The sequence below is a fragment of the Sphingobium cupriresistens genome (genome assembly GCF_004152865.1).
Lineage (GTDB): Bacteria > Pseudomonadota > Alphaproteobacteria > Sphingomonadales > Sphingomonadaceae > Sphingobium > Sphingobium cupriresistens.
In genome coordinates, this window is the sequence record NZ_SEOO01000029.1 from 23,887 (window position 1) to 47,545 (window position 23,659).

Annotated in this window: 23 protein-coding genes, 2 tRNA genes and 1 pseudogene; 16 read left to right on the forward strand and 10 right to left on the reverse strand. The window is 65.2% G+C overall.

Features of this window, described 5'->3' with window-relative positions; translation table 11 throughout:
- Positions 1-3 precede the first annotated feature (3 nt).
- From EWH12_RS16010 to EWH12_RS16045, 8 genes are all read right to left on the reverse strand, one after another.
- Entirely contained in the window at positions 4-834 is an 831-nt protein-coding gene (locus EWH12_RS16010) for a fumarylacetoacetate hydrolase family protein (protein WP_066603956.1), read from the reverse strand.
- Positions 834-1,754, reverse strand: a complete 921-nt coding sequence (locus EWH12_RS16015; protein ID WP_129927204.1) for a VOC family protein — start codon at positions 1,752-1,754, stop codon at positions 834-836. The genes EWH12_RS16010 and EWH12_RS16015 overlap by 1 nt, the downstream gene beginning before the upstream one ends.
- Positions 1,751-2,182 (reverse strand): GlcG/HbpS family heme-binding protein, encoded by a 432-nt coding sequence (locus EWH12_RS16020; RefSeq protein ID WP_129927205.1) that lies wholly within the window; start codon positions 2,180-2,182, stop codon positions 1,751-1,753. Before EWH12_RS16020 ends, EWH12_RS16015 begins: the two co-directional genes overlap by 4 nt.
- On the reverse strand, positions 2,179-3,678 hold the full coding sequence (locus EWH12_RS16025; protein ID WP_129927206.1) for a bifunctional 3-(3-hydroxy-phenyl)propionate/3-hydroxycinnamic acid hydroxylase: 1,500 nt from the start codon (positions 3,676-3,678) through the stop codon (positions 2,179-2,181). Before EWH12_RS16025 ends, EWH12_RS16020 begins: the two co-directional genes overlap by 4 nt.
- A 16-nt stretch (positions 3,679-3,694) precedes the next feature.
- Positions 3,695-4,930 (reverse strand): amidohydrolase family protein, encoded by a 1,236-nt coding sequence (locus EWH12_RS16030; protein ID WP_129927207.1) that lies wholly within the window; start codon positions 4,928-4,930, stop codon positions 3,695-3,697.
- 81 nt (positions 4,931-5,011) lie between these two features.
- Complete coding sequence (locus EWH12_RS16035) at positions 5,012-5,908, reverse strand: LysR family transcriptional regulator (protein ID WP_066603967.1); 897 nt, start codon at positions 5,906-5,908, stop codon at positions 5,012-5,014.
- Positions 5,905-6,897, reverse strand: coding sequence for a threonine ammonia-lyase (locus EWH12_RS16040; protein WP_129927208.1), 993 nt, complete (start codon positions 6,895-6,897; stop codon positions 5,905-5,907). Before EWH12_RS16040 ends, EWH12_RS16035 begins: the two co-directional genes overlap by 4 nt.
- Before the next feature lie 126 nt (positions 6,898-7,023).
- Positions 7,024-7,098 (reverse strand) — tRNA-Gln (locus EWH12_RS16045).
- Between the two features lie 122 nt (positions 7,099-7,220).
- Here EWH12_RS16045 and EWH12_RS16050 point away from each other — a divergent pair.
- On the forward strand, positions 7,221-7,736 hold the full coding sequence (locus tag EWH12_RS16050; protein WP_066603974.1) for a MarR family winged helix-turn-helix transcriptional regulator: 516 nt from the start codon (positions 7,221-7,223) through the stop codon (positions 7,734-7,736).
- Positions 7,737-7,806: 70 nt separating this feature from the next.
- Positions 7,807-8,121: a hypothetical protein gene (locus tag EWH12_RS16055; RefSeq protein WP_066603975.1), complete on the forward strand. Its 315-nt coding sequence runs from the start codon at positions 7,807-7,809 to the stop codon at positions 8,119-8,121.
- 77 nt (positions 8,122-8,198) lie between these two features.
- Here the strand turns inward: EWH12_RS16055 and EWH12_RS16060 are convergent, their stop codons facing one another.
- Positions 8,199-8,777: a helix-turn-helix domain-containing protein gene (locus tag EWH12_RS16060; RefSeq protein WP_242496092.1), complete on the reverse strand. Its 579-nt coding sequence runs from the start codon at positions 8,775-8,777 to the stop codon at positions 8,199-8,201.
- A gap of 27 nt (positions 8,778-8,804) precedes the next feature.
- Here EWH12_RS16060 and EWH12_RS16065 point away from each other — a divergent pair, with 27 nt between their 5' ends.
- Positions 8,805-9,704, forward strand: coding sequence for a DMT family transporter (locus tag EWH12_RS16065; protein ID WP_129927210.1), 900 nt, complete (start codon positions 8,805-8,807; stop codon positions 9,702-9,704).
- Here EWH12_RS16065 and EWH12_RS16070 read toward each other — a convergent pair.
- Positions 9,701-10,459 (reverse strand): enoyl-CoA hydratase, encoded by a 759-nt coding sequence (locus tag EWH12_RS16070; RefSeq protein WP_066603977.1) that lies wholly within the window; start codon positions 10,457-10,459, stop codon positions 9,701-9,703. The two genes, EWH12_RS16065 and EWH12_RS16070, sit on opposite strands and share 4 nt — an antisense overlap.
- Positions 10,460-10,573: 114 nt before the next feature.
- Here EWH12_RS16070 and EWH12_RS16075 point away from each other — a divergent pair, with 114 nt between their 5' ends.
- The 13 genes and pseudogenes from EWH12_RS16075 to EWH12_RS16135 form a co-directional block, all read left to right on the forward strand.
- On the forward strand, positions 10,574-11,563 hold the full coding sequence (locus EWH12_RS16075) for a bile acid:sodium symporter family protein (protein WP_129927218.1): 990 nt from the start codon (positions 10,574-10,576) through the stop codon (positions 11,561-11,563).
- A gap of 79 nt (positions 11,564-11,642) precedes the next feature.
- Positions 11,643-12,806, forward strand: coding sequence for an aromatic ring-hydroxylating oxygenase subunit alpha (locus EWH12_RS16080; protein ID WP_242496093.1), 1,164 nt, complete (start codon positions 11,643-11,645; stop codon positions 12,804-12,806).
- Positions 12,803-14,413: a phytoene desaturase family protein gene (locus EWH12_RS16085; protein ID WP_129927212.1), complete on the forward strand. Its 1,611-nt coding sequence runs from the start codon at positions 12,803-12,805 to the stop codon at positions 14,411-14,413. The genes EWH12_RS16080 and EWH12_RS16085 overlap by 4 nt, the downstream gene beginning before the upstream one ends.
- Before the next feature lie 53 nt (positions 14,414-14,466).
- Positions 14,467-15,462, forward strand: a complete 996-nt coding sequence (locus EWH12_RS16090) for an aspartate carbamoyltransferase catalytic subunit (RefSeq protein WP_129927213.1) — start codon at positions 14,467-14,469, stop codon at positions 15,460-15,462.
- A gap of 123 nt (positions 15,463-15,585) precedes the next feature.
- Positions 15,586-16,809, forward strand: a complete 1,224-nt coding sequence (locus EWH12_RS16095) for a dihydroorotase (RefSeq protein WP_129927214.1) — start codon at positions 15,586-15,588, stop codon at positions 16,807-16,809.
- 63 nt (positions 16,810-16,872) lie between these two features.
- Positions 16,873-17,790 carry a YihY/virulence factor BrkB family protein gene (locus EWH12_RS16100; RefSeq protein ID WP_066603988.1) on the forward strand — a complete coding sequence of 306 codons (918 nt, stop codon included), beginning with the start codon at positions 16,873-16,875 and terminating at the stop codon, positions 17,788-17,790.
- 62 nt (positions 17,791-17,852) lie between these two features.
- Positions 17,853-17,928, forward strand: a tRNA-Trp gene (locus EWH12_RS16105).
- 228 nt (positions 17,929-18,156) lie between these two features.
- A complete protein-coding gene (gene secE / locus EWH12_RS16110; RefSeq protein ID WP_066603991.1) occupies positions 18,157-18,363 on the forward strand; it encodes a preprotein translocase subunit SecE in 207 nt (68 codons plus the stop codon).
- Between the two features lie 89 nt (positions 18,364-18,452).
- Complete coding sequence (nusG, locus tag EWH12_RS16115) at positions 18,453-18,989, forward strand: transcription termination/antitermination protein NusG (protein ID WP_066603996.1); 537 nt, start codon at positions 18,453-18,455, stop codon at positions 18,987-18,989.
- A gap of 152 nt (positions 18,990-19,141) precedes the next feature.
- On the forward strand, positions 19,142-19,573 hold the full coding sequence (rplK, locus tag EWH12_RS16120) for a 50S ribosomal protein L11 (RefSeq protein ID WP_066603999.1): 432 nt from the start codon (positions 19,142-19,144) through the stop codon (positions 19,571-19,573).
- A gap of 4 nt (positions 19,574-19,577) precedes the next feature.
- A complete protein-coding gene (gene rplA, locus EWH12_RS16125; protein WP_066604003.1) occupies positions 19,578-20,276 on the forward strand; it encodes a 50S ribosomal protein L1 in 699 nt (232 codons plus the stop codon).
- Between the two features lie 233 nt (positions 20,277-20,509).
- Positions 20,510-22,300 carry a DEAD/DEAH box helicase gene (locus EWH12_RS16130; RefSeq protein WP_129927215.1) on the forward strand — a complete coding sequence of 597 codons (1,791 nt, stop codon included), beginning with the start codon at positions 20,510-20,512 and terminating at the stop codon, positions 22,298-22,300.
- A 52-nt stretch (positions 22,301-22,352) separates the two neighbouring features.
- Positions 22,353-23,531, forward strand: a pseudogene (locus tag EWH12_RS16135) (cryptochrome/photolyase family protein); the annotation flags it as partial.
- Positions 23,532-23,659: the final 128 nt, after the last annotated feature.

Consider the following 23,659-nt stretch of genomic DNA (forward strand, 5'->3'; position numbering starts at 1 on the left):
GGCTTATTGTTCGTCGATGATGCGGTTGGCGAGCGTGCCGATGGCGCCGATGGTGACCTCGACCTTGTCGCCCGCGTGCATATAGAGCGGCGGGGTGCGCTTATCGCCGACGCCGCCGGGCGTACCGGTGGCGATGACGTCGCCCGGCGCCAGCGGCGTGAAGGCACTGATATATTCGATGACCGTGGGGATATCCCAAATCATGTCGGCGATCGGCTGGTCCTGCACCATGTCGCCATTGAGGCAGGTCTGGACGCGCAGCGCGCCCAGATCATCAATCTCGTCCACCGTCACCAGCGCGGGGCCAAAGCCGCCGGTGCCGGGAAAAGTCTTGCCCGGCGTGAACTGGATATTGTGGCGCTGCCAGTCGCGCGCCGATCCGTCGTTGAAGACGGCATAGCCAGCGACATGGCTCAACGCATCGGTGGCGGCAACCTTGTGGCACGGCTTGCCGATGACGATCGCCAGTTCGCCTTCATAATCAAAGCGGGTCGTCACGGCGGGCTTCACCATCGGCTGGCCATCGGCGACCAGGCTGTCGGCATAGCGCACAAAGATGGCGGGATGCGCCTTCTGCTCCCGGCCGGTTTCCTTGACATGCTCGGCATAGTTCAGCCCGACGCACAGTATCTTGGCGGGATCGGGGATAACCGGCAGCAACACAATGTCGGCGGCGGCATAGGTCGCGCCGTCAGCCAGCGTCGCCAGGCTGCCGTCGGTCAGCGCGGCCTTCAGGCTGGGCGTCGCGCCGGTCGCCAGTTCGATGATCGTTGCGCCGTCCTGGCGGCCGAAGCTGGGGGTGCCGTCGGGGCGGCGGAAACTGACATAGCGCATTAGTGATTTTCCTCTGTCAGGACGTCGATCGGGTGGGCCAGGGATTGGGGCTGCCAGTCGCGGCGATGGCGGAATTTTTCTTCGGCAGCGCGCAGCCCGTCGAAATTCTTGTCGGACATGCCCCACTGGTCGATCCGCTTTTCGGGCCAGGTCCAGTCTTCCGGCGCGCCGGGCCGATAGTCGTCGGGCACCTTGTTCACGGCGGTCGAAAATTCGATCACCGGGCCGAACGGGGCGATGAAATAGGCGAAGACATTGGCGCCGGGGCCATGACGGCCCGGCCCCCAGGCCGGCGCCATATCCTGATCGCGCAGGCGACCGATGCCGCGCATCACCGCGTCCAGATCCTCCATCTCGAAGGCGATATGGTTGAGGCTGGAAATCCCCGCGCGGGCGAAGGCGGTGCTATGGTGCGAGTCATTGCAGCGCACGAACACCATGCCCTTGGTCCGGTCCGACACGCGGAAGCCCAATGCGTCCTCGGCCAGATGACCGGTCATTTCCGCCTCGGCGGAATTGAACACCACATGGGTCAGCTTGACCGGCAGGTCCGCGCCCTCGATCGGTTCGACCTCCTGCGCGTCGACCAGGAAGCGCAGCAATTCGCCTTCGGCCAGTTCCACGATGATGCCATGGCCGCCGCCCAAGTCTTCTGAGACGACAGGCATTGCGGGGAGACCCGCAATGGTGACGCTGCGCTTCAGTTGCTCCAGCCGGTCGGACGTGCAGACGAAGGTGGTCGACCGGACATAGGCGTCAGCCGACTCCTCGAACGCGACGAGATAGGGGAAAGTCCCTGATCCGCGCAGATAATGGATGTCGCCAATCACCTTCGCCGGGGCCATGCCCCAGATGTCGGTCATAAAGGTGGCGGCGTCCGCCGCGCCCGGCATCGCCAGTTCGATGCTGCGAAGTCTCATGATTGCACTCCATGGGAAAGTCCGGCGGCCAGGATGCCGGCAATGGCGCAGGCTTCGTCGCAGTCGCCGGTGTCGCCGCTGATCCCGACGGCGCCCATAACCGCGCCTTCCAAATCGCGGATCAGGACGCCGCCGGGGGACAAAGCGAGTTGGCCGCTAGTGACGGCCACCACACTCTGGAAGAAACCGGGGTTGGCGGCGGCGCGGGTTGCAATGACCCGCGTATCCGCCCCCATACCCAGTGCGCCCGTGGCTTTGGCCTTGGCGATATCGAAACGGAACAGGCTGGCGCCATCCTCCCGCGCGAAGGCGACGGGATGCGCGCCGGCATCGAGCAGGACGACGGCCAGCGGCTGCGCACCTTGCGCCCGGCCATGGCCCAGTGCGGCGTCGATGATGCGACGCGCCTGATCCAGAGAAAGGGTCATGCGGCGATCTCCTGACGGAAGGCGCCGGCGACCAGCGCATCGCGCCGGGCGATCAGGTCGCCCCCCTTGCCGGTGCCGAAAACATAATGGTCGGGCCGGACCAACACGGCATCGGCCTTCCGATCGGCCAGCCAGGCGGCGATCGCGCCGCCATCGGCCAGTTGCGTGAGGTCTACGACCGTGACGTCACCGCTCTCCACCATGGCGCGGGTGAAGAGACGCCAGCCGCTGCCGGTAACGTCGTCCAGCAGGCGATCCCCCACGCGGGGCTGGATGAAACGCTCACCCGCGCCCGGCGTGCCGGCCGCGACGATGCCCGTCGAGATGGCGGGGATCAGGTCGGCGGCGGTGCCATGCTGCGCGCCCTTGGCGGCTTCGCGCATCTGCGCGTCGCGCTCGGCGGCCGCTTGCGGGTCCAGCATACAGATATAGCGCCCCGCGGCGACAGCGGCGGTGATGACCGCACGGACATGGGGATCGCGTTCGGGCTGATAGCTGTCGAGCAGCGCGTCGGGCGCCGCGCCCTTCACCACCATCTCCAGCTTCCAGGCCAGGTTGGCGACGTCGCGCAGGCCGTGGCACATGCCTTGCCCGAAAAAGGGCGGCGTCTGATGCGCGGCATCGCCGGCCAGGAAGACGCCGCCCGTCCGCCATCGCTCGGCGATCAAACCATGGAAGCGATAGGTCGCCGCGCGCACGATCCTGTGCGGAACCCCGGAGAGATAGGGTTCGACAAGGGCTGCAACCGAATCCGGCTCCATCATCGCCTGGTCGTCTTCGCCGGGCAGCAGCATGAACTCCCAGCGGCGGTGATTGCCGCGCCCCGGCACGATCGTCGCCGGGCGCTTGGGATCGCAGATCATCACCGACAGCTTTTGCAGGTCGGCGGCGTCGGGGAAGCCCCACAGGTCGGGGAAGCGCACCGGCCCATCGACTTCGGCATCGACCACCAACCAGGGCTCTTCAAAATCCAGATCGTCCAGCTTTATGTCCAGCGCCTTGCGCACCGCGCTGCGCGATCCGTCGCAGGCGATGACGTAGCGAGCCTGCTCTGTCCGACCTTCGGAAAGCCGCAGCGTGACGCCGTTTTCGTTCTCCTCCAGCCCTTCAAATGAGACGCCGAGTTGGACAGTTATATTAGGGTAATCGGTCAGCGCCTCGCGGAGATGATCCTCCAGTTCGGGCTGGTAGAAGAAATAGTCGTTGGACCAGCTAAACGGCCGCGCCCGCCCGACCGTGCCCATGTAGCGGATGACGCCATGGTCGGCGCCGACATGCAGATGCCCTTCGGTGTCGCGCATGTCGCCCGCCACCCGGTCGATCACGCCAGCCGACTGGAACAGGCGCATCATTTCGTGATCCAGATGGACCGCGCGCGGCAGAGGATAGGGGTTCGCCTCCTGCTCGATCACCAGGATCGACAGGCCGGATTTCCCAAGGAGATTGGCCGCAAAGGCCCCCACCGGCCCGCAGCCGATGATTGCAACGTCGAACATGGCGGCATCTTTCCGGTCAGGCGGTCACGGGCTGCGCTGCGGGGGATTTATGCATCCGCCCGCCCAGCATGATCATCTTGATATTATGGGCGTCCTGCAGGATGCGGACGTCCTGGGTCGGGTCGCCGTCGACCAGCAGCAGGTCGGCGAGATAGCCGGTCTTCACCTGTCCAACTCGTTGTCCCATCAGCTGTCCGCCCAACATGGTCGCGGCGTTCAGCGCCTCGGCCGGGGTGAAGCCATAATGGGTCACGAAATGCTCCAGGTCGCGGGCGTTGCGACCATGGGGATTGAAGGGGAAGCCATAATCGCCACCGGGCAGGATACGCACGCCGCGCGCCTTGAGCTTGGGGACGAGCGCCTTTTCCAGTTCCAAACGCTCGGCGGCGCTGGCTTTCATGGAAGACATGTCGATATGGGGCGGCGGCGACGCTTCCAGCGCGGCGACCGAGACGCCGGGGCCGGGGGCGTAGAAGATGTCGTCCTTCTTCGCGGCCATCGCGTCGATCGCCGCATCGTTGGCGAAGGAGCAATGATAAAGGATGCGCGCCCCCGCTTCGAGCGCCAGTTCGATCGCACGGGGCGAATAGGCATGGGTCGCGATCCACAGGCCCGCTTCCCTGGCCGCTTCGCCCGCCGCCAGCATTTCCGCGTCAGTGTAGAGGACGTCGCCCGACGATCCGGGCTTGAGCGCGTCTTCGCCGGAGATGACCAGCTTGAGCGACTTCACGCCTTCCGCCGCGCAATAGGCGACGAAGGCGCGCATGGCGTCAGGGCCGCGACCGTTGAACACGTCGCCGGTTTCCACCCCCTCCTCGCCTTCGGGGCTACGCTCCAGCGTCGAGGGGATCAGGCGCGGACCGGGGGTTTCGCCGGCGTCGATCGCGCGGACGAGTTCGGGTTCGATCTGGTCGCCAAGCGCGCCTGCGGAATAGAGGCTGGTGAAACCATGGTCGAGCAGCACGCGGGCATTGCGCCAGGCGGCGACCTTCAATTCTTCGGGCGGCAGGATGAACTGGTGATAGATTTTCTCGACCGAGCTGCCCCAGGTCAGATGGGCGTGGGAATCGACCATGCCGGGCATCAGCGTGCCGCCCTGGCCATCGATCACGCTGTCGGCCTCGACCGCAGCGATGGCAGCGGCGTCATGCAGGACGGCTGCGATCCTGTCGTCTTCAACGACCACCGCTCCGGCGACCGGGGCGCTGCCCGTCCCGTCGAAAATTGCGATGTTGCGGATGATGTGCCGCACGATGGTCCCTCCCGAAAGCTCTTGTTGGAACAGCTTATGCGCCGCCAAAGCCCCAAAGAAAAATAATGATTTTTTCGAACATCATAGTCTGGAGCTATGGATAAGCACATCCAGCAAAGCCTCGCCTAGTCGCGACAGCCGCCCGCCCGCCAGCATCCGCACACCGATACTGCGCGGAAAGGCAGCTTCTGCGATCGTGATGGCGCGTAGCACGCCGATCGACAGTTCCGCCGATGCGACCTGCATCGGCAAGATGGTGACGCGCTGGCTGCCCCGCACCATCGCCTTGGTCGTGAGCAGGGAATCGCAGCGAATGATGTCCTGCGGCACCGGAATGTCGGCGGCCATGAACAGCGCATCGACCTGACGGCGGAAGGCGCCGCGGGCTTCGGGCAAGACCCAGCGCATCAGTGCGGTGTCACGCAGCGACAGGCTGGCGGGTAGATGGTCGTTCTGCTTGCCCACGATCAGCGCGAAGGGATCGCGGGAAAAGGTGCGCTCCTCGATACCCTCCGGCGGTTCGTCAATGCCGGTGGTGACGAAGACCATTTCGATGTCGCCACGATGGAGCATGGCAGCCAGGTCATGGTCGGGCCGTTCGACAACATGCAGCGCGAACCGACCGATCCGCGCTTCCAGCCGCCGCACCGCATCGGGCAACAAACTGACCAATGCGCCGGGCGTACCGCCAACGCGCAGCGGGCCGGTGATGCCGCGGCTGGCGAGTTGCACTTCCGCCTGCACGTCCGACAGAAGGCTGTCCATCGCTTCGGCGCGGCGGAGCAGCGCCTGCCCTTCAGGCGTGAGCAGGATGCCGCTGCGCGAGCGTTCGAACAGCGAGACGCCCAGCGATTGTTCCAATTGCGCGATGGCGTTCGACACGGATGGTTGCGAAATGTTGAGCGCGCGCGCGCCGCCGCTGATGCTGTTGGCGCGGCACACCGCCAGAAAGGTGCGGATGGCGCGCGGATCGATCATGCGGCGGCCCCGCCGACAATGGCGGCATAGGCGGCCGGATCGACATTGCTGCCCGACAGGACAACGACGCTGGCATCGCCGCAGGGCGGAGCTAGGCCGTTCAGCATCGCCGCCAGCGCGACCGCCCCGCCCGGCTCCACGACCAGCTTGAGCGTGGAGAAGGCGAAGCGCATCGCGTCGCGCACCTGATCGTCGCTGACGACGAGGCCGCCCGACAGCAGCGCCTGGTTGATCGGGAAGGTCATCGCGCCGGGACTGGGCGCCATCAGCGCGTCGCAGATGCTGCGCGCATCCGGCGCGATGTTCTCGCGGACACCGCTGGCGAGCGAGCGGGCGGTATCGTCGAACCCGGCGGGTTCGACGGCGTAAAGGGCGATTTCAGGCGCGCGCGCTTTAACTGCCGTGGCGATCCCGGCCGTCAGACCGCCGCCGCCACAACAGACCAGGATTTGGCCGATGATGGCGCCTGCTTCCGCGGCTTGGTCGAGGATTTCGAGGCCCGCCGTCCCCTGCCCCGCGATGACGAAGGGGTCATCGAAGGATGGCACCAATGTCGCGCCCCGGCTGTGCGCCAGCGCGGTGGCGATTTCCTCCCGGCTTTCGCTATGGCGGTCATAGGTGACGATCTCCGCCCCCAGCGCGCGGGTGTTGGCCAGTTTGATCGCGGGCGCATCGGACGGCATCACGATGGTCGCCGGCAGGGCGAGCAACTGCGCCGCGGCGGCCACGCCCTGAGCATGATTGCCCGACGACCAGGCGACGACGCCCGCCGCCCGCTGCTGCGCATCGAGGCGTGCGAGGCGGTTATATGCGCCACGGAACTTGAACGATCCTGTGTGTTGCGCTCCTTCGAACTTGATGAGGACGCGGCGGCCCAATCGATCGTTAAGCGCGTGATTTTCCAAGAGGGGCGTGCGCACCGCCGCCGGGGCGATGATCCGGGCGGCGTCGATGATGTCGTGGATCATAATGGCGGGCTTTTGGTCCATACGCTGCTCCTGCTTTGGCCGCGCGCAGAGGTAAGCCGAGACGCGGGCATTTCGCCTTTCACGCGAAATCTCTATTCGTCCGGGGCCCGTCCGAAAACCAGGGATTGTCGAAGCGTAAGAGAAAACTGGCTGGGGCGGCAGGATTCGAACCTGCGAATGGCGGCATCAAAAGCCGCTGCCTTACCACTTGGCGACGCCCCAGCAGGGCCGATCTTGTCGGCGCGGACCGCCATATAACGTGTCATCGGCGAAAGGAAAGCCTAGTCATGATAGTTTCGTGACGCCAATATGCACTTTGTCACTTTGCCGGATCATAGCCCTTCATGTCGGTTTCCAGTTCCCCCGCCTCGCCCGCGCCAATCTCGCCCGCCTCACCCCTCTTCCTGCGCGAGGATGAGATCAGGCGTGGGATCGAGATGCTCTATTTCGGTTATTCCGCCCTCACTCGGTCGATCGACGAAAGCCTGTCGGCGCAAGGGCTGGGCCGGGCGCATCATCGCGCGCTCTATTTCATCTCGCGCCAGCCGGACCTGACGGTCAAGGATTTGCTGCGGTTGCTGGCGATCACCAAGCAATCCTTGGGTCGGGTGCTGAGCGACCTGGTGGAGCGCGGTTATATCGAAACGCGAGCGGGGGCCAGCGACCGCAGGCAGAAGCTATTGCGACTCAGCTCGTCGGGCAAGGCGCTGGAGGCGGAGCTGTTCCGCGCGCTGCGCGAGAAGATGGCGACCGCCTATGCCCAGGCCGGACAGGGATCGGTCACCGGATTCTGGCGTGTGCTGGAAGGGTTGATCCCCGAAGCCGACCGGTCGATGGTGTTCGGTCTGCGCGGCGGATAAGCACCGGCCAAGAAACCTTCTGCCGCCTCCTGCGCTTATCTTGCTCCTTTTAATGGCTAGAGGAGCCACGATGCGTACTTCCCTTATCGCCGCAGCCGCGCTGCTGACCGTCGCCGGCCTGTCCGCCTGCTCGGAAAAGGCGCAGGATAATCTGGACAATGCCGGATCGGCGATCGGCAGCGACGTGAGCAATGCAGTCGATAGTGCCGGCGCCAAAATCGACAATGGCCTGGACGATGCCGGCCGCGCGATCGACGAAGGTACGGACAAGATCGGCGAAGCGACCGACAAGGCCGCGGCCGACGCCAAGCGCGAGGCGGGCGAAGCGAAGCGCGACGTTGGCGCATCGCTGGAAGAGGCGGGCAGCGACCTGCGCAACGAGTGAGGGTGGACGAGGGATTAGGCCACACGGCAGGACTGGGTTCCCGCCTGCGCGGGAACAGGTCCTGAACAGCCTTACCGTTAAAACACCACGTTGCGGACAAACCGCACCGGCCCTGCTTCGCGATTCGCGAAGAGATAGGGCCTGTCGCTAGTGAAGATGAGGAAGTCGCCGGTCGCCACCCGCTGGGGATCGGCGCCTTTCCGTTCGACCGTCAGCACCCCTTCCATGACATAGAGCATCTCATGCCAGTCGGCCGCGTCCGCTTCAGCGGGATAGGTTTCGCCCGCGGCCAGCGACCAGGTCCATAGCTCCGCTTCCCGCGCGGCGGGAACGGTGCCGAGCAGGGTGGCGCGGCTGTCGGGATTTCGGCCGCGCCAGGCCAGGCTGTCGATCCGGTTGTTATCGCGCATGTCGGGCGGGCGGACGAGGCGCGAAAAACTGACGCCGAGCGCCTGGGCCAGCCGGTCTAGCGTCGACAGGCTGACATTCGCCTCCCCGCTTTCGATGCCGGAGATCATGCGGCGGCTGACGCCGGCCTGCGCCGCCAACCCATCCTGGCTGAAGCCGCGTTCGGCACGCAGCGCGCGGACATTGCCCGCGACATGGGCGAGGACGTCCGGGCGTTGATCCTGCGCTGACGCGTCTTGACTGTGCAATATAGTGCTCATAGGGCGATGTGCATTATGTTGCACAATGACGCATCCGACAAGCCCGCCCAGAATCGCCTGATGATCGGTCGCCCCGAACTCGCGCTGATCGGGGTGACGATCCTGTGGGGCGCCACTTTCCTGGTCGTGCATCATGCGATGCGCGAAACCGGGCCGCTATTCTTCGTCGGCCTGCGCTTTGCGACCGCGGCGCTGCTGACGCTGCCGCTCGCGCTGCCGGTGCTGCGCGGGCTGACGCGGCGCGAGTTGGTGGCGGGACTGGTGATCGGGCTGGGCATTTTCGTGGGCTATTCGCTCCAGACCTGGGGCTTGCAGACGATCAGCAGCAGCACGTCGGCGTTCATCACCGCCGCCTATGTGCCGCTGGTGCCGATTTTGCAGTGGGTGATCCTGCGGCGGCGGCCCCGGCTGGCGAGTTGGGCGGGGGTCGCGCTGGCCTTTGTCGGGCTGTTGTTGATCGCGGCGCCCAGAGACGGGCTGGCGCTGGGAACCGGCGAGTTGCTGACACTGCTCAGTACGGTGGCGATCGCGCTGGAGATCATCTTCATCAGCCTGTGGGCCGGCAAGGTGGATGTCGCGCGGGTGACTGTGGTGCAACTGGCGGTGACAGCGCTGCTCGCCTTCGCCTGCATGGGACCGGCGGGCGAGAGCGTGCCGCCCTTTTCCTGGACGGTTGTGCTGAGCGCCTGCGGCCTGGGCGCGATGACGGCGCTGATCCAGTTGGTGATGAACTGGGCGCAGCGCACCGTGTCGCCGACGCGGGCGACGTTGATCTACGCCGGCGAGCCGGTCTGGGCCGGGATCATCGGCCGGATCGCGGGCGAACGGATGCCGCCGACGGCGCTGGTCGGTGGCCTGCTGATCGTGGCGGCGGTGGTAGTGAGCGAGATACGCTACGGACGGAAGGTCGATTAGCTATGCTTGAACACCGGCGCGCGTTTTTCGAAGAAGGCGGCGAAGGCTTCCTGGGCTTCGGGCGAAGCCAGGGTTTCGCGGAACAGCCGCGCTTCCTCCTCGATCCGGGCATTGAGCGCGGCGGGATCGCCCTTCATCAGCCTGCGGGTGGCGGCCAGCGCCTGCGGCGGCTTGGCCATCAGCGCCGCCACCTTGGCGCGGGCATGGTCGAGCAGGCGATCGGCCGGGACAATCGCGGTTATAAGGCCTGAACGGTCGGCCCCGTCGGCGTCCATCGGTTCACCCAGCAGCAACATCGCCGCCGCCTTGGCATGACCCATCATCGCAGGCGCGAGCAGGCTGGAGCCGGCTTCGGGGACGATGCCCAGATTGACGAAGGGCATGACGAAGCGCGCGTCGGGCGCGGCATAGATGAGGTCGCAGTGAAAAAGCATCGTCGTGCCGACGCCCACGGCCAGCCCCTGCACCGCGGCGACCAGCGGCTTGTCGAAAGCGGCGATGGCGCGGATGAAGTCGAAGGCGGCGGCGCCGCCCTCCGGCCCGGCGGTGAAATCCTTCAGGTCGTTGCCCGCGCAAAAGGCTTCGCCCCGGCCCGCGATCAGCACGGCGCCGATATCAGCGCGCGCCGATGCGTCGGCCAAGGCCGCGGTCATGGCGCGATACATGGTCGCGGTCAGCGCATTCTTCTTTTCCGGTCGGTCGATCTGGATTTCGATCACGCCCGCCTTTTCCACGATTGCGATATGGTCGCTCATGGTCAGCCCCTCCCTATTTCGCCTGACTTGTCCTGGCCCAAGGCGAAGTTGTTGGCGCATCCCATGGCCTGCGTCTATCCCCCCGCTCATCCCGTCGCCTGACCGAAGTTGATGATGAACCGCCTGCGCCAAGCCCTGGACCCGTTTCTGCTGTTGCTGCTGGCGACCGTCGCACTAGCGTCCCTATTGCCGGCGCGGGGGGATGGCGCGCGGATCGCCAGCATCGTCGCGGATGCCGGGATCGTGCTGCTTTTTTTCCTGCATGGCGCAAAATTGTCGCGCGAGGCGATCTGGAGCGGGGCCAAGGCTTGGAAATTGCACCTGGCGACGTTGGCGACGACCTTTATCGCTTTCCCGTTGCTGGGGCTGTTGATCGGCCGATTCGGCTTCGTACCGCAGGATATGCGGGCGGGATTGCTGTTCCTGGCGCTGCTGCCATCGACGGTGCAATCGGCCATCGCCTTCACCGCGATCGCGCGGGGCAATGTCGCGGCGGCAGTAGTCAGCGCCTCCTTCTCCAATTTGCTGGGCATTTTCCTGACGCCGCTGTTGGTCGCGCTGCTGATGCAAAGGGACGGTAGCGGCAGCCTGATCTCCCTGTCCTCGATCGAAGGGATCGTGCTGCAATTGTTGCTGCCCTTCGTCATCGGGCATCTGCTGCGGCCGTGGATCGGCGGGTTCGTGACGCGGCGCAAGGCTATGCTGGGGCGAGTCGATCGGGGATCGATATTGCTGGTGGTCTATGCCGCCTTTTCCGCGGCTGTGGTCAAGGGGCTGTGGTCCAGGGTGTCGAGCACTTCATTGCTGATATTGGTGGGGCTGTGCATCGCCATGTTGGTCGTGGTGCTGCTGTTCACGCTGGCGCTGGGGCGGATGCTGGGCCTGACGCGGGAAGATGCGATCGTTCTGCAATTTTGCGGGTCCAAGAAGAGCCTGGCGTCGGGCGTGCCGATGGCGGGCGTCTTGTTCCCGGCGGCGGCGGTGGGGCCGATCCTGCTGCCGATCATGGTCTTCCATCAGATCCAGCTGATGGCCTGCGCCATGCTGGCGCGACGGTACGGGGCGCAGGCGAACGCGAAAAGCGACGGCGAGTTGGACAGTTGATTCGATTTGGGATGGCGTTTGGCGCGGTTACATTATACAATCGTAAAATTGTGAATTGACGCTAGGGAATCCTGATAAGGTGGCGGGGCAGATCGACAGGATAGTGGACCCGGATGCCGGGTGGAGCCTGCCCGCATGGACCTATAGCGATCCTGAATTTTTCGCGGTCGAGGTGGAGCGGATCTTCCGCCCGGCCTGGCAGATCGTCTGCCACCGGAGCGACATTCCCACCCCCGGCGATTTCCACACGCTCGATATGATCGACGAGAGCGTGATCGTGATCCGCGGCGACGATGGGGCCGTGCGCGCCTTCACCAATGTCTGCCGCCATCGCGGGGCGCGGATCGTGGACGGCTCCAGCGGATGCGCGAAGAAGTTGGTCTGCCCCTATCATGGCTGGACCTATGAGACGGACGGGCGGCTGACCGGCGTGCCGATGAAGGCCAGCTATGGCGCGGGGTTCGCGATGGCGGACCATGGGCTGGCGGCGGTCGATGTGGAGTGCTGGCAGGGCTTCCTGTTCGTGCGGCTGGCGAATGATGGCGGGCCGTCGGTGGCGCAGATGATGGCGCCTTATATGGAGGAGATCGCCGCCTATCGGTTCGAGGATATGCGGGCGCTGGGGCGGGTGACGTTGCGGCCGCGATCGGTGAACTGGAAGAATATCGGCGACAATTATTCGGACGGGCTGCATATTGCGGTCGCGCATCCGGGCCTCAAGCGGCTGATGGGCGATGGCTATGGCGTGGAAGCGTCGCGCCATGTCGACAAGATGTGGGGGCCGATAGTGGACCGGCCGTCGGCCAACCTGACCGAGCGCGCCTATCAGCATTTCCTGCCCCATGTGCCGCATCTGGCGCCCGGACGGCAAAGGCTGTGGACCTATTATAAGCTATGGCCCAATTTCGCGTTCGACATCTATCCCGACCAGGTGGATTTCATGGCCTGGCTGCCGGTGTCGCCGACGCAGACGCTGATCCGGGAGATCAGCTATGCGCTGCCCGATGATCGGCGCGATATGAACGCGGCGCGCTATCTCAACTGGCGGATCAACCGGCAGGTCAATGCCGAGGATACGGACCTGGTCGCGCGGGTGCAGGCTGGGATGGCGTCGGCCAGCTTCACCGTCGGGCCATTGAGCGAGCGGGAAGTGGCGTTGCGGCATTTTTGCGGGCGGGTGCGCGATGTGATCCCGCAGGCGCGGCTGCACCGCGCACCGGGGATGGGGTGGAGCAAGGCATGACGAAATCCTACGACGCCGTCATTATCGGGGGCGGGCATAATGGGCTGGTCTGCGCCTTCTATCTGGCGCGGGCGGGCTATAAGGTCCGCATATTGGAGCGGCGCGCTGTCGTGGGCGGGGCGGCGGTGACGGAGGAATTTCATCCCGGCTTCCGCAATTCCACCGCCAGCTATACGGTCAGCCTGCTCAATCCCAAGGTCATCCGCGACATGCAACTGGCGGATCACGGCTATCGCGTGATCGAGCGGCCGATCAGCAATTTCCTGCCCCAGCCCGATGGCGGTTATTTGAAGCTGGGCGGTGGGCTGGAGCGGACGCAGGCGGAGTTCGCCAAGTTCAGCGCGCCGGATGCGGTCGCCCTGCCCGCTTATTATGACGCGCTGGAGGTGGTGGCCGATGTGCTGCGCGACCTGGTGCTGAAAAGCCCGCCCAATGTCGGTGATGGGCTGACCATGATCGTCGAGGCGCTGAAGCAGGGTCGGCGGGTCGCGGGGTTGGGGCTGGAACAGCAGCGCGATGTGCTGGACCTGTTCATCAAGTCGGCGCGCAGCTTCCTCGACGGCTGGTTCGAGAGCGACGCGGTGAAGGCGGCGTTCGGCTTCGATGCGGTGGTCGGCAATTACGCCAGCCCCGATACGCCGGGCAGCGCCTATGTCCTGTTGCACCATGTGTTCGGCGAGGTGAACGGCAAGAAGGGCGCCTGGGGTCATGCGGTCGGCGGCATGGGCGCGATCACGCAGATCATGGCCAAGGTCGTGACCGCCATGGGCGTGGAGATCAGCCTGGAGGCGCCGGTCGAGATGGTGCTGGTGGATGGCGCGCGCGCGGTCGGTGTGCGGCTGGAGAGCGGCGAAGAGGTGATCGGCGGCGCGGTGATCGCCAATGTCGGGCCGAAACTGCTCTATGAGCGGATGATCCGGCCAAGCGACCTGCCGGCCGATTTTACGAAGCGGATCAAGGCGTTCAAGGCGGGATCGGGGACGTTCCGCATGAATGTGGCGCTGGACGCCCTGCCCGACTTCATCTGCCTGCCAGGCGTGGGGGAGCATCACCAGTCGGGGATCATCATCGCGCCGACGCTGGACTATATGGACCGCGCCTTCATGGACGCCAAGCGCTACGGCTGGTCGAAGGCGCCGATCGTGGAGATGCTGATCCCGTCCACGATCGACGATACACTCGCGCCGGAGGGGTGCCATGTGGCGAGCCTGTTCTGCCAGCAATTCGCGCCGGAACTGCCGGATGGGCGTTCGTGGGACGACGAGCGGGAGGCGGCGGCGGATGCTATTATCGCGACGGTGGAGGCGGCCGCGCCAGGCTTCGCCAGGAGCGTGATCGCGCGACAGATCCATTCGCCACTCGACCTGGAGCGCAAATTCGGGCTGGTCGGCGGCGACATCATGCATGGCAATCTGACGCTGGACCAGATGTGGGCGGCGCGGCCGGTGCTGGGTCATGGGGCGTATCGCGGGCCGGTGAAGGGGCTGTATATGTGCGGCGCGGGGACGCATCCGGGCGGCGGCGTGACCGGCGCGCCGGGGCATAATGCAGCGCGCGCGGTGTTGCGGGACGGGACGCTCATCGGGAAATGGCGCGGCCGGGCATAAGCGCGCCATCGACGCCTTGCCCTCCCCGGCCTGCTTCCCTAAAGCACCGGTTCATGCCCGACATCTTCATACCCGACGCCACCCCCGACCTGACAGGCCGGGCGTTGTTTCCGCACAAGCATCTTCTGTCGATCGCGGACCTGAAACCCTGGGAAATCCGCTTCCTGCTGGATGAGGCGGAGCATTGGGCGCAGACGAACAAGGGCCAGGCGCGCAAGCATGACGGACGGCTGGCGGGGATGACGCAGATCAACGCCTTTTTCGAGAATAGCACGCGCACATTGTTGTCGTTCGAAATTGCGGGAAAGCGGCTGGGCGCGGATGTCGTCAACATGGCGGCGGCCACGTCGAGCGTGAAGAAGGGCGAGACGCTGATCGACACGGCGATGACGCTGAACGCCATGGCGGCCGATGTGATCGTGATCCGCCATGCGAATTCGGGCGCGGTGCGGTTGATTGCGGACAAGGTGGATTGTCCGGTGCTGAACGCCGGCGATGGATGGCACCAGCATCCCACGCAAGCGCTGCTCGACGCGCTGACGATCCGGCGGCGCAAGGGCGGGTTCGAGGGGCTGGTGGTCGCGATCTGCGGCGATGTGCTGCATAGCCGGGTGGCGCGGTCGAACATGCTGTGCCTGGCAGCGCTGGGCGCGCAGGTGCGGGCGGTGGCGCCGCCGACGCTGTTGCCGCCGGAGGTGGAGTTGCTGGGGGCGACGCCCTTTACGCGGATGGACGAGGGGCTGGACGGGGCCGACGTGGTGATGATGTTGCGGTTGCAGAATGAGCGGATGGACGGGGCGTTCATCCCCTCTCCGCGCGAATATCATGCGCTGTACGGGCTGACGCCGGAGCGGCTGGCGCTGGCCAAATCCGACGCGCTGGTGATGCATCCAGGGCCGATGAACCGGGGCGTGGAGATCAGCAGTTCGGTGGCCGACGATCCCGATCGGTCGGCGATCACCGAACAGGTTGCGATGGGCGTGGCGGTGCGCATGGCGTGCCTAGACGTGCTGACCCGCAGGGCGCGCGGTGTGGAGGGATGGGCATGAGCCTGTTTCCAGCATCCGTTCAGGCTGAACCTGTTGAAGCCCTGCTCTTCTCATGCGCGCAACGGTCAAAGGAAAGAATGGCCCGTCGACAGGTTCAGGGCGAACGGATTGGGAGCATAGCCCATGACTAAGATCGCCATCATCAACGGCAAGCTGGCCGATCCCGCGGGTGACGCCCTGACGCCGGGCGTCGTGTTGATCGAGGGCGACCGGATCGTCGCGGCGGGCGATGTCGCGGTGCCGGACGACGCGCAGCGGGTCGATGCGCAGGGGCTGGTGGTCGCGCCGGGCCTGATCGATCTGGGCGTGTTCGCCACCGACAAGCCGGCCTTTCATTTCGGCGGGATCACGCGCGCGGCGCTGATGCCAGACCAGCGCGCGCCGCTGGACGAGGTGGGCCTCATCCGCGAAGCGACGCGGGCGGGCAAGCCCGATTTTTGGGTCCATCCGATCGCGGCGGCGACGCGCGGGTTGCAGGGCGCCGAAATGGCCGAAATGGGCCTGATGCAGATGGCGGGCGCGAAGGCGGTCGGCACGGGCCGCCAGTGGATCGCCGATTCAGGCGTGATGCTGCGCGTGCTCTCCTACGCCAGCGGCCTGGGACTGACCGTCATCGCCCATGCCGAAGATGGCGGGCTGACGGCAAAGGCGGTGGCGACCAGCGGCGAGACGGCGACGCGGCTGGGCCTGCCCCACGCGCCAGCCTGCGCCGAAGCGATGGGAATCGCGCGCGACATCATGCTGGCGCGCGAAGCGGGCGCAGCGATCCATTTCCGGCTGGTGACGACCAAGGCGGGTTTCGATTGCATCCGCGCCGCCAAGGCGGAGGGGCTGAAGGTCACCTGCGGCATCAGCCCGGCCTATCTCTATCTCAACGACCAGGCGGTGACAGATTTCCGGACCTTTGCGCGACTTTCCCCGCCGCTGCGGGATGAGAGCGACCGGCAGGCCTGCCTTGCAGCGGTGGCCGACGGGACGGTGGACGTCATCACATCCAGCCACGACCCGCGCGGGCCGGAGGACAAGCGCCTGCCCTTCGCCGACGCCTCGCCCGGCATGGCGGGGGCGGAGACGCTGCTGGCGCTGTCGCTCAACCTGGTGCGCGACGGGCAGGTGACGATCAACCGGCTGATGACATTGCTGTCGGCCAATCCGGCGACGATTTTGGGCGTCGATGCGGGCGGCTTTGCGGCCGGAAGCGCGGCGGACCTGATCTTCGTCGATCCCGATGCGCCGTGGATCGTCGATTCGGCCAAGATGGCGGCGGCGGCGGGCAACACGCCGTTCGACCGCCTGCCTGTCCAGGGCCGCGCGCGGCGGATCATGAAGGGCGGCTTTTTCCTTTAGCCCAGTTGAGGGAACCACCCTCCCCCTCACGCGCTTGCCTTTCAAGACCAGCAGGGGACACGGATGACGCAGAGAGTGGCGCAGCAGGTGCATGTGGATGCGCCGTGGAAGATACCGCCGCGGGCGTGGTGGGAAATATTGAAGCGCGTTTATACCGCGTTGTCGGCCAACCATATCGGTCTGCTGGCGGCGGGCGTCGCCTATTACGCTTTTCTGTCGATCGCGCCCCTGCTGGCGGCGGTGGTGCTCACATACGGCCTGGTCGGCGATCCCGCGATCGTCAGTCGGCATATGCAAGCCATCATCACCGTGGTGCCGGCCGATGCCGCCGGGCTGATCAACGACCAGTTGCTGGGCGTCGTTAGTACCCGAAAACCCGCCATCGGGTTCGGGCTGTTGCTGGCGCTGGCGATCGCCGTCTATGGCGCGACGCGGGCGGCGTCGGCGATCATGGAGGCGCTCAACATCGTCTACGGGCAGAAGGAAGGGCGCAACATCTTCCGCTTCTATCGCACGTCGATGGGGATCACCTTTTCCGCCGTGCTGGTCGTGGTGGCGGGTGTGTTCACGGCGACGATCATCGGCCTGTTGCAGGATTTCCTGACCAATTGGGGACCGGGCGTGCTGTTTGCCATCAAGGCGACGACATGGGTGTGCGCGGGTTTGCTGGCCAGCGTCATCTTCGGACTGATCTACCGCTTCGGCCCCAACCGACGCCATGCGCAATGGCAGTGGCTGACCGTCGGCTCTGTGTCGGCGACGCTATTCTGGCTGGTCGCGACGCTCGGCGTGTCCTTCTACGTGTCCACCTTCGGCAATTACAACAAGACCTACGGGTCGCTGGGCGCGGTGGTGGTGCTGCAATTATGGCTCTTCGTATCGGCCTATATCGTGTTGCTGGGCGCGCAGATCAACGCGGAAGCCGAACGCCAGACCAGCGCCGACACCAGCGTCGCGCCGCAAGACGCAAAAGCGGCATAATCGCGCTTGCCCTCCTGTCCTCCCCACGCTAAAGCGCCCTCCTTCGCTGGCTAGGCCAGTGCAGGAGTGTAGCTCAGTTGGTAGAGCGTCGGTCTCCAAAACCGAATGCCGTGGGTTCGAGTCCCTCCACTCCTGCCAAGCGAACTGGCCGCGAAACCTTGAAAATTCAGGGGTTCGCGGCTAAGTGCGCTTGGCGATTTCGAGGCGGGCGGAACGTCCGCCGGTTAAGAAATCGTGGCTGTAAAGGCCGGCGAATTTGGTCGCGGAGCATGTGGCCGCACCCCCGGACGCCAGACAGGGCGGGATCGGGAGGGCGGACTGTTGCTTCGCGAATTGGTGTTGGTTCGAGACGTGCAGAGGCAGGCGATGGCGAAGGTTTCCCCCGGCGAATTCGTCAATCAGGTGCAGACCGAGGCGAAGAAGATCGTGTGGCCCACCGGCCGCGAAACCATGATGACTGGCGTGATGGTCGTCATCATGACGACGCTGCTGGGCCTGTTCTTCTTCGGCATCGACACTTTTTTCGGCGCGATCGTCCAGTGGTTGCTGGGCGTCGCGGCAGGCCGGGCCTGAGTTTTTCGCGATTTCCAAGGAAGTCGAACTGGTTTTTTGGTTGCCGCGATTTCCAGGGAAATCGCTAGGCGGGAGTTTGAAGAGGTAACATGGCGCGCTGGTACATCATCCACGCCTATTCGGGCTTCGAAAACAAGGTCAAGGAATCGATCCTGTCCGAAGCCGAGCGCATGGGCCTCTCTCAACTGGTCGAGCAGGTGGAAGTGCCTGTCGAGACGGTGACCGAGGTCAAGCGCGGAAAGAAGGTCCAGGTCGAACGCAAGTTCATGCCCGGCTATGTCCTCGCCAAGCTGGCGATGAACGACGACATCTATCACCTGGTCAAGAACACGCCCAAGGTGACGGGCTTCCTGGGTTCGATGGGCAAGCCGCAGGCGATCAGCGAAACCGAAGCCGCCCGCTATTTCGGCGCCCGCAAGGAAGCCGAAGCCGCGCCCAAGCACAAGGTCAGCGTCGATTACGAAATCGGCGACAGCGTCAAGGTGCTGGACGGTCCCTTCGCCAGCTTCAACGGCGTGGTCGAGGAACTGGATTTCGAGAAGAACCGGGTCAAGGTGTCGGTGTCGATCTTCGGTCGCGCCACCCCGGTCGAGCTGGATTTCGAGCAGGTCGAACTGTCGAAGTAAGAATTTGGCGGCCTTGCTCCGGCAGGGACGCGAACAGAAATTTCCGGGCGACCGGAAATGTTGTGCGGGAGGAGGCTTCGGCCCCCGGTTGAACCGCTAAACTTGAACCGGGCGCGCCTTTCGGGGTGCGTCCAGCAACAGAGTGAGTGACAATGGCCAAGAAGATTACGGGCTATATCAAGCTCCAGGTGCCCGCTGGAGCCGCCAACCCCTCGCCGCCGATCGGTCCGGCGCTGGGTCAGCGCGGTGTGAACATCATGGAATTCTGCAAGGCGTTCAACGCCTCGACGGACAAGATGGAAAAGGGCACCCCGCTGCCGACCATCATCACCGTCTATGCGGACCGCAGCTTCACCTTCACCACGAAGCAGCCGCCGGCCACCTACCTGATCAAGAAGGCGATCAACCTGAAGTCGGGTTCCAAGGAACCGGGCAAGATCGTCGCCGGCAAGATCACGCGCGCCCAGCTCGCTGAAATCGCGCAGGCCAAGATGGTCGATCTGAACGCGAACGACATCGACGCTGCAACGAAGATCATCGAAGGCTCCGCTCGCGCGATGGGCCTCGACGTGGTGGAGGGCTAAGACCATGGCAAAGCTGACCAAGAAGGCGAAGGCTCTGGCCACCGCAGTTGACCGTGAAAAGCTGCATGGCGTCGATGAAGCGCTGGGCCTGATCAAGACCCACGCGACAGCCAAGTTCGACGAATCGGTCGAAATCGCGATCAACCTGGGCGTCGACCCGCGTCACGCCGACCAGATGGTCCGTGGCGTCGTCACCCTGCCCGCCGGCACCGGCAAGGACGTTCGCGTCGCCGTGTTCGCCCGCAACGACAAGGCCCAGCAGGCGCTCGACGCCGGCGCCGACATCGTGGGCGCCGAAGACCTGCTGGAATCGATCCAGGCCGGCAACATCGATTTCCAGCGCGTCATCGCGACGCCGGACATGATGGGCCTGGTCGGTCGCCTGGGTAAGGTGCTTGGCCCCAAGGGCCTGATGCCGAACCCGAAGCTGGGCACCGTGACGCCCAACGTCGCCGAAGCCGTGAAGGCCGCCAAGGGTGGCCAGATCGAATTCCGCGTCGAAAAGGCCGGCATCATCCATGCGGGCCTGGGCAAGTCGAGCTTCACCGCCGAAGACCTTCGCAAGAATTTCGACGCTTTCGTCGATGCGATCGTCAAGGCCAAGCCGTCGGGTTCGAAGGGCAAATATGTTCGCAAGATCGCCCTGTCGTCCTCGATGGGTCCGGGCGTGAAGGTCGATGTGGCGGAAGTCGCCTCGGTCTGATTTTTACGCTATACTGTTAAGGCAAGCCTCCTTCCGCGGGAATGCGGGAAGGAGGCTTTCTTATTTGGGGAAGCCGTCAATCGGCGCTTCCCCAACGGAGGTTGGTTTCCAACCTAGAATCGGGGTGTGTGACCTTGCACCCCGGACATCCGTATTGCGGATGGAAGGCACAGGTCTTGTTGTATCCGTCGGAAGAAGGCGGGTCGCTTTTTATCCGATGGAAAAACAAGAATATGGCATTTGATACTCTCCACCCCCTGCTCGCCCAGGCGCTGACCACCAAGGGCTATGAAGCGCTGACCCCGGTTCAGGCCGAAGTCACGCAGGACGAAGCGGTCGGCCGCGACCTGATCGTGTCGGCGCAGACCGGTTCGGGCAAGACCGTCGCCTTTGGTCTGGCCATGGCGAACGAATTGCTGGGCGACGCCGATCGCCTGCCCCCGCCCGCCTGGCCGCTGGCGCTGGTGATCGCGCCGACGCGCGAACTGGCGTTGCAGGTCAGCCGCGAGCTGGAATGGCTCTATGCCGGCGCCCGCGCCCGCATCGCCACATGCGTCGGCGGTATGGACGCCGCCAAGGAACGCCGCGCCCTGGCGCAGGGCGCGCATATCGTGGTCGGCACGCCTGGCCGCCTGCGCGACCATCTGGAGCGCGGCGCGCTCGACCTGTCGGCGCTCAAGACCGCGGTGCTGGACGAAGCCGACGAGATGCTCGACATGGGTTTCCGCGAGGATCTGGAAGGCATTCTCGACGCCACGCCCGATGGCCGCCGCACCTTGCTGTTTTCGGCGACCATGCCCAAGCCGATCGTGGCGCTGGCCCGCCGTTACCAGAAGGACGCATTCCAGATCACCTCGGCCGCCGGTGAACGCGGCCATGGCGACATCAGCTATCAGGCGATGACCGTGGCCCCCGCCGACATCGAAAATGCGGTGGTGAACCTGCTGCGCTATCATGAGGCGGAGACGGCGATCCTGTTCTGCGCCACGCGCGACAATGTCCGCCACCTGCACGCCAGCCTGACCGAGCGCGGCTTCGCCGTGGTGGCGCTGTCGGGCGAGCATAGCCAGAATGAACGCAACCATGCATTGCAGGCGCTGCGCGACAAGCGGGCGCGGGTGTGCGTGGCGACCGACGTCGCCGCACGCGGCATCGATCTGCCCTCGCTGACCTTGGTGGTGCATGTCGAGCTGCCGCGCGACGCCGAGACGATGCAGCATCGGTCGGGCCGCACCGGCCGCGCGGGCAAGAAGGGGACCGCCGTGCTGATCGTGCCCTATCCGCGTCGCCGCCGCGTCGAATCGATGCTGAAGGGCGCGAAAATCCCGGTCGAATGGACGACCGCGCCGAGCAAGGAAGCCATCGCCCAGCAGGATGCCGAACGTCTGCGCGCGCAGTTGCTGGCCCCGGTGGAACTGGACGAGTCAGACTGGGCGCTGGGCGCCGAGCTGCTGGAAGCCAAGAGCGCCAAGGAAATCGCCGCGATGCTGGTGAAGAGCGCCCGATCCGCCATGCCCGCGCCCGAAGAGCTGCTGGACGCCAGCGAAGCGCCGGCGCGCCGGGACGGACCGCGTCCGGGCTTTGAGGACACCCAGTGGTTCCGCATGAACATCGGCCGGAACCAGAATGCCGATCCGCGCTGGATCCTGCCGCTGATCTGCCGTCGTGGCCATGTGTCGCGCGGCGATATCGGCGCGATCCGCATCACCACCAGCGAAACGATGTTCGAAATCCCCAAGGCGATTTCGGCCAAATTCCTGGCGGCCGTCCGCCGTTCCGGCGAGGCGGGTGACGAAGGCGCGGACGTGATGTTCGATCCCGTCGACGGCGCCCCACGCCAAGAAGCGCGGGAAAACCGCCGCCAACTGCGCCCGTCCAACGACGCACGGCCCAACCGCAGCGGTCCGCCCCGTGGCGGTCCGGGCGCCGGTTCGCGCGGCGGCTCTGCCCCGCACAGCCCGCGCCCGTTCAAGGGTGCCGGCGCCGGTGGCCCGCGCAAGGGGCCGCCGCGTAGTCGCGGCTGACATCCTTTCGGACAGCTAGGCACTTTCGGGGCCGTCAGTCATTCCCATGGGCATGACTGACGGCCCTGTTCTTATTCCCATATTGGGCGACCAGCTCGCCCCCGACATCGCCGCGCTACGAGATGCGGACAAGGCGCGCAGCGTCGTGCTGATGATGGAGGTGGCGGACGAAACCACCTATGTCCGCCATCACAAGGCCAAGATCGCCTTCATCCTGTCCGCCATGCGGCATCATGCCGATCGGTTGCGGGCGTTGGGATGGACGGTTGATTATGTAAAGCTAGACGATACCGCCAATAGCGGCAGCTTCACCGGCGAAGTCGCACGGGCCGTTGAACGCCACAAACCAGTCGCCATCCATGTCACCGAGGCCGGGGAATGGCGGGTGCAGGCGATGCTCGACGGCTGGGCGCTCCGCTTTGGCCTGCCGGTCACGGTGCATGAGGATGATCGCTTCCTCTGTTCCCATGGCGCGTTCGACACATGGGCGGCGGCGCGCACCCGGTTGCGGATGGAATATTTCTATCGCGACATGCGGCGCAAGACTGGCCTGCTGATGACGGCGGAAGGGAAGCCCGAAGGCGGCGAATGGAATTATGACGCGGACAATCGCAAGCCCCCGCCGCAGCGCGACCTGCTGATGCCGCAGCCGATCCGCTTTCGTCCCGATGCGATCACGCGCGATGTGCTGGGAATCGTCGCGGATCGCTTCGCCGATCATATCGGCAGCCTGGACCATTTCCATTTCGCGGTGACGCATGAGGACGCGATGCGGCAACAGCGGCGCTTCCTGGATGAGGCGCTGCCGCATTTTGGCGACTATCAGGACGCGATGCTGACCGATGAGCCGTTCCTGTGGCACGCGATCCTGTCGCCCTATATCAATGCCGGATTGCTCGATCCGCTGGCGCTGTGCCGCGCGGTCGAAGCGCGCTATCGGGCGGGCAAGGCGCCGCTCAATTGCGCCGAGGGATTCATCCGCCAGATCATCGGCTGGCGCGAATATGTGCGCGGCGTCTATTGGCATGAGGGACCGGACTATGCGCGGCGCAACGCGCTGGGCGCCACACGGCCCCTGCCCGGCTTCTACTGGACCGGCGAGACGGACATGCACTGCATGGCACAGGCGATCGGACAGACGATCGACCATGCCTATGCCCATCATATCCAGCGGCTGATGATCACCGGCAATTTCGCGCTGCTGGCGGGGATTGACCCCCATCAGGTGCATGGTAACCGACCGGTTGAGGCCGCCTGCCTTGCTGTGATGTGAGCGCGTAAGAGACGTCCATAAGGACGTCGTTATGGACGTCCTGAGCCAAAGCGAGGGACGGCGGTGGAGATATTGGGCCGGGAACG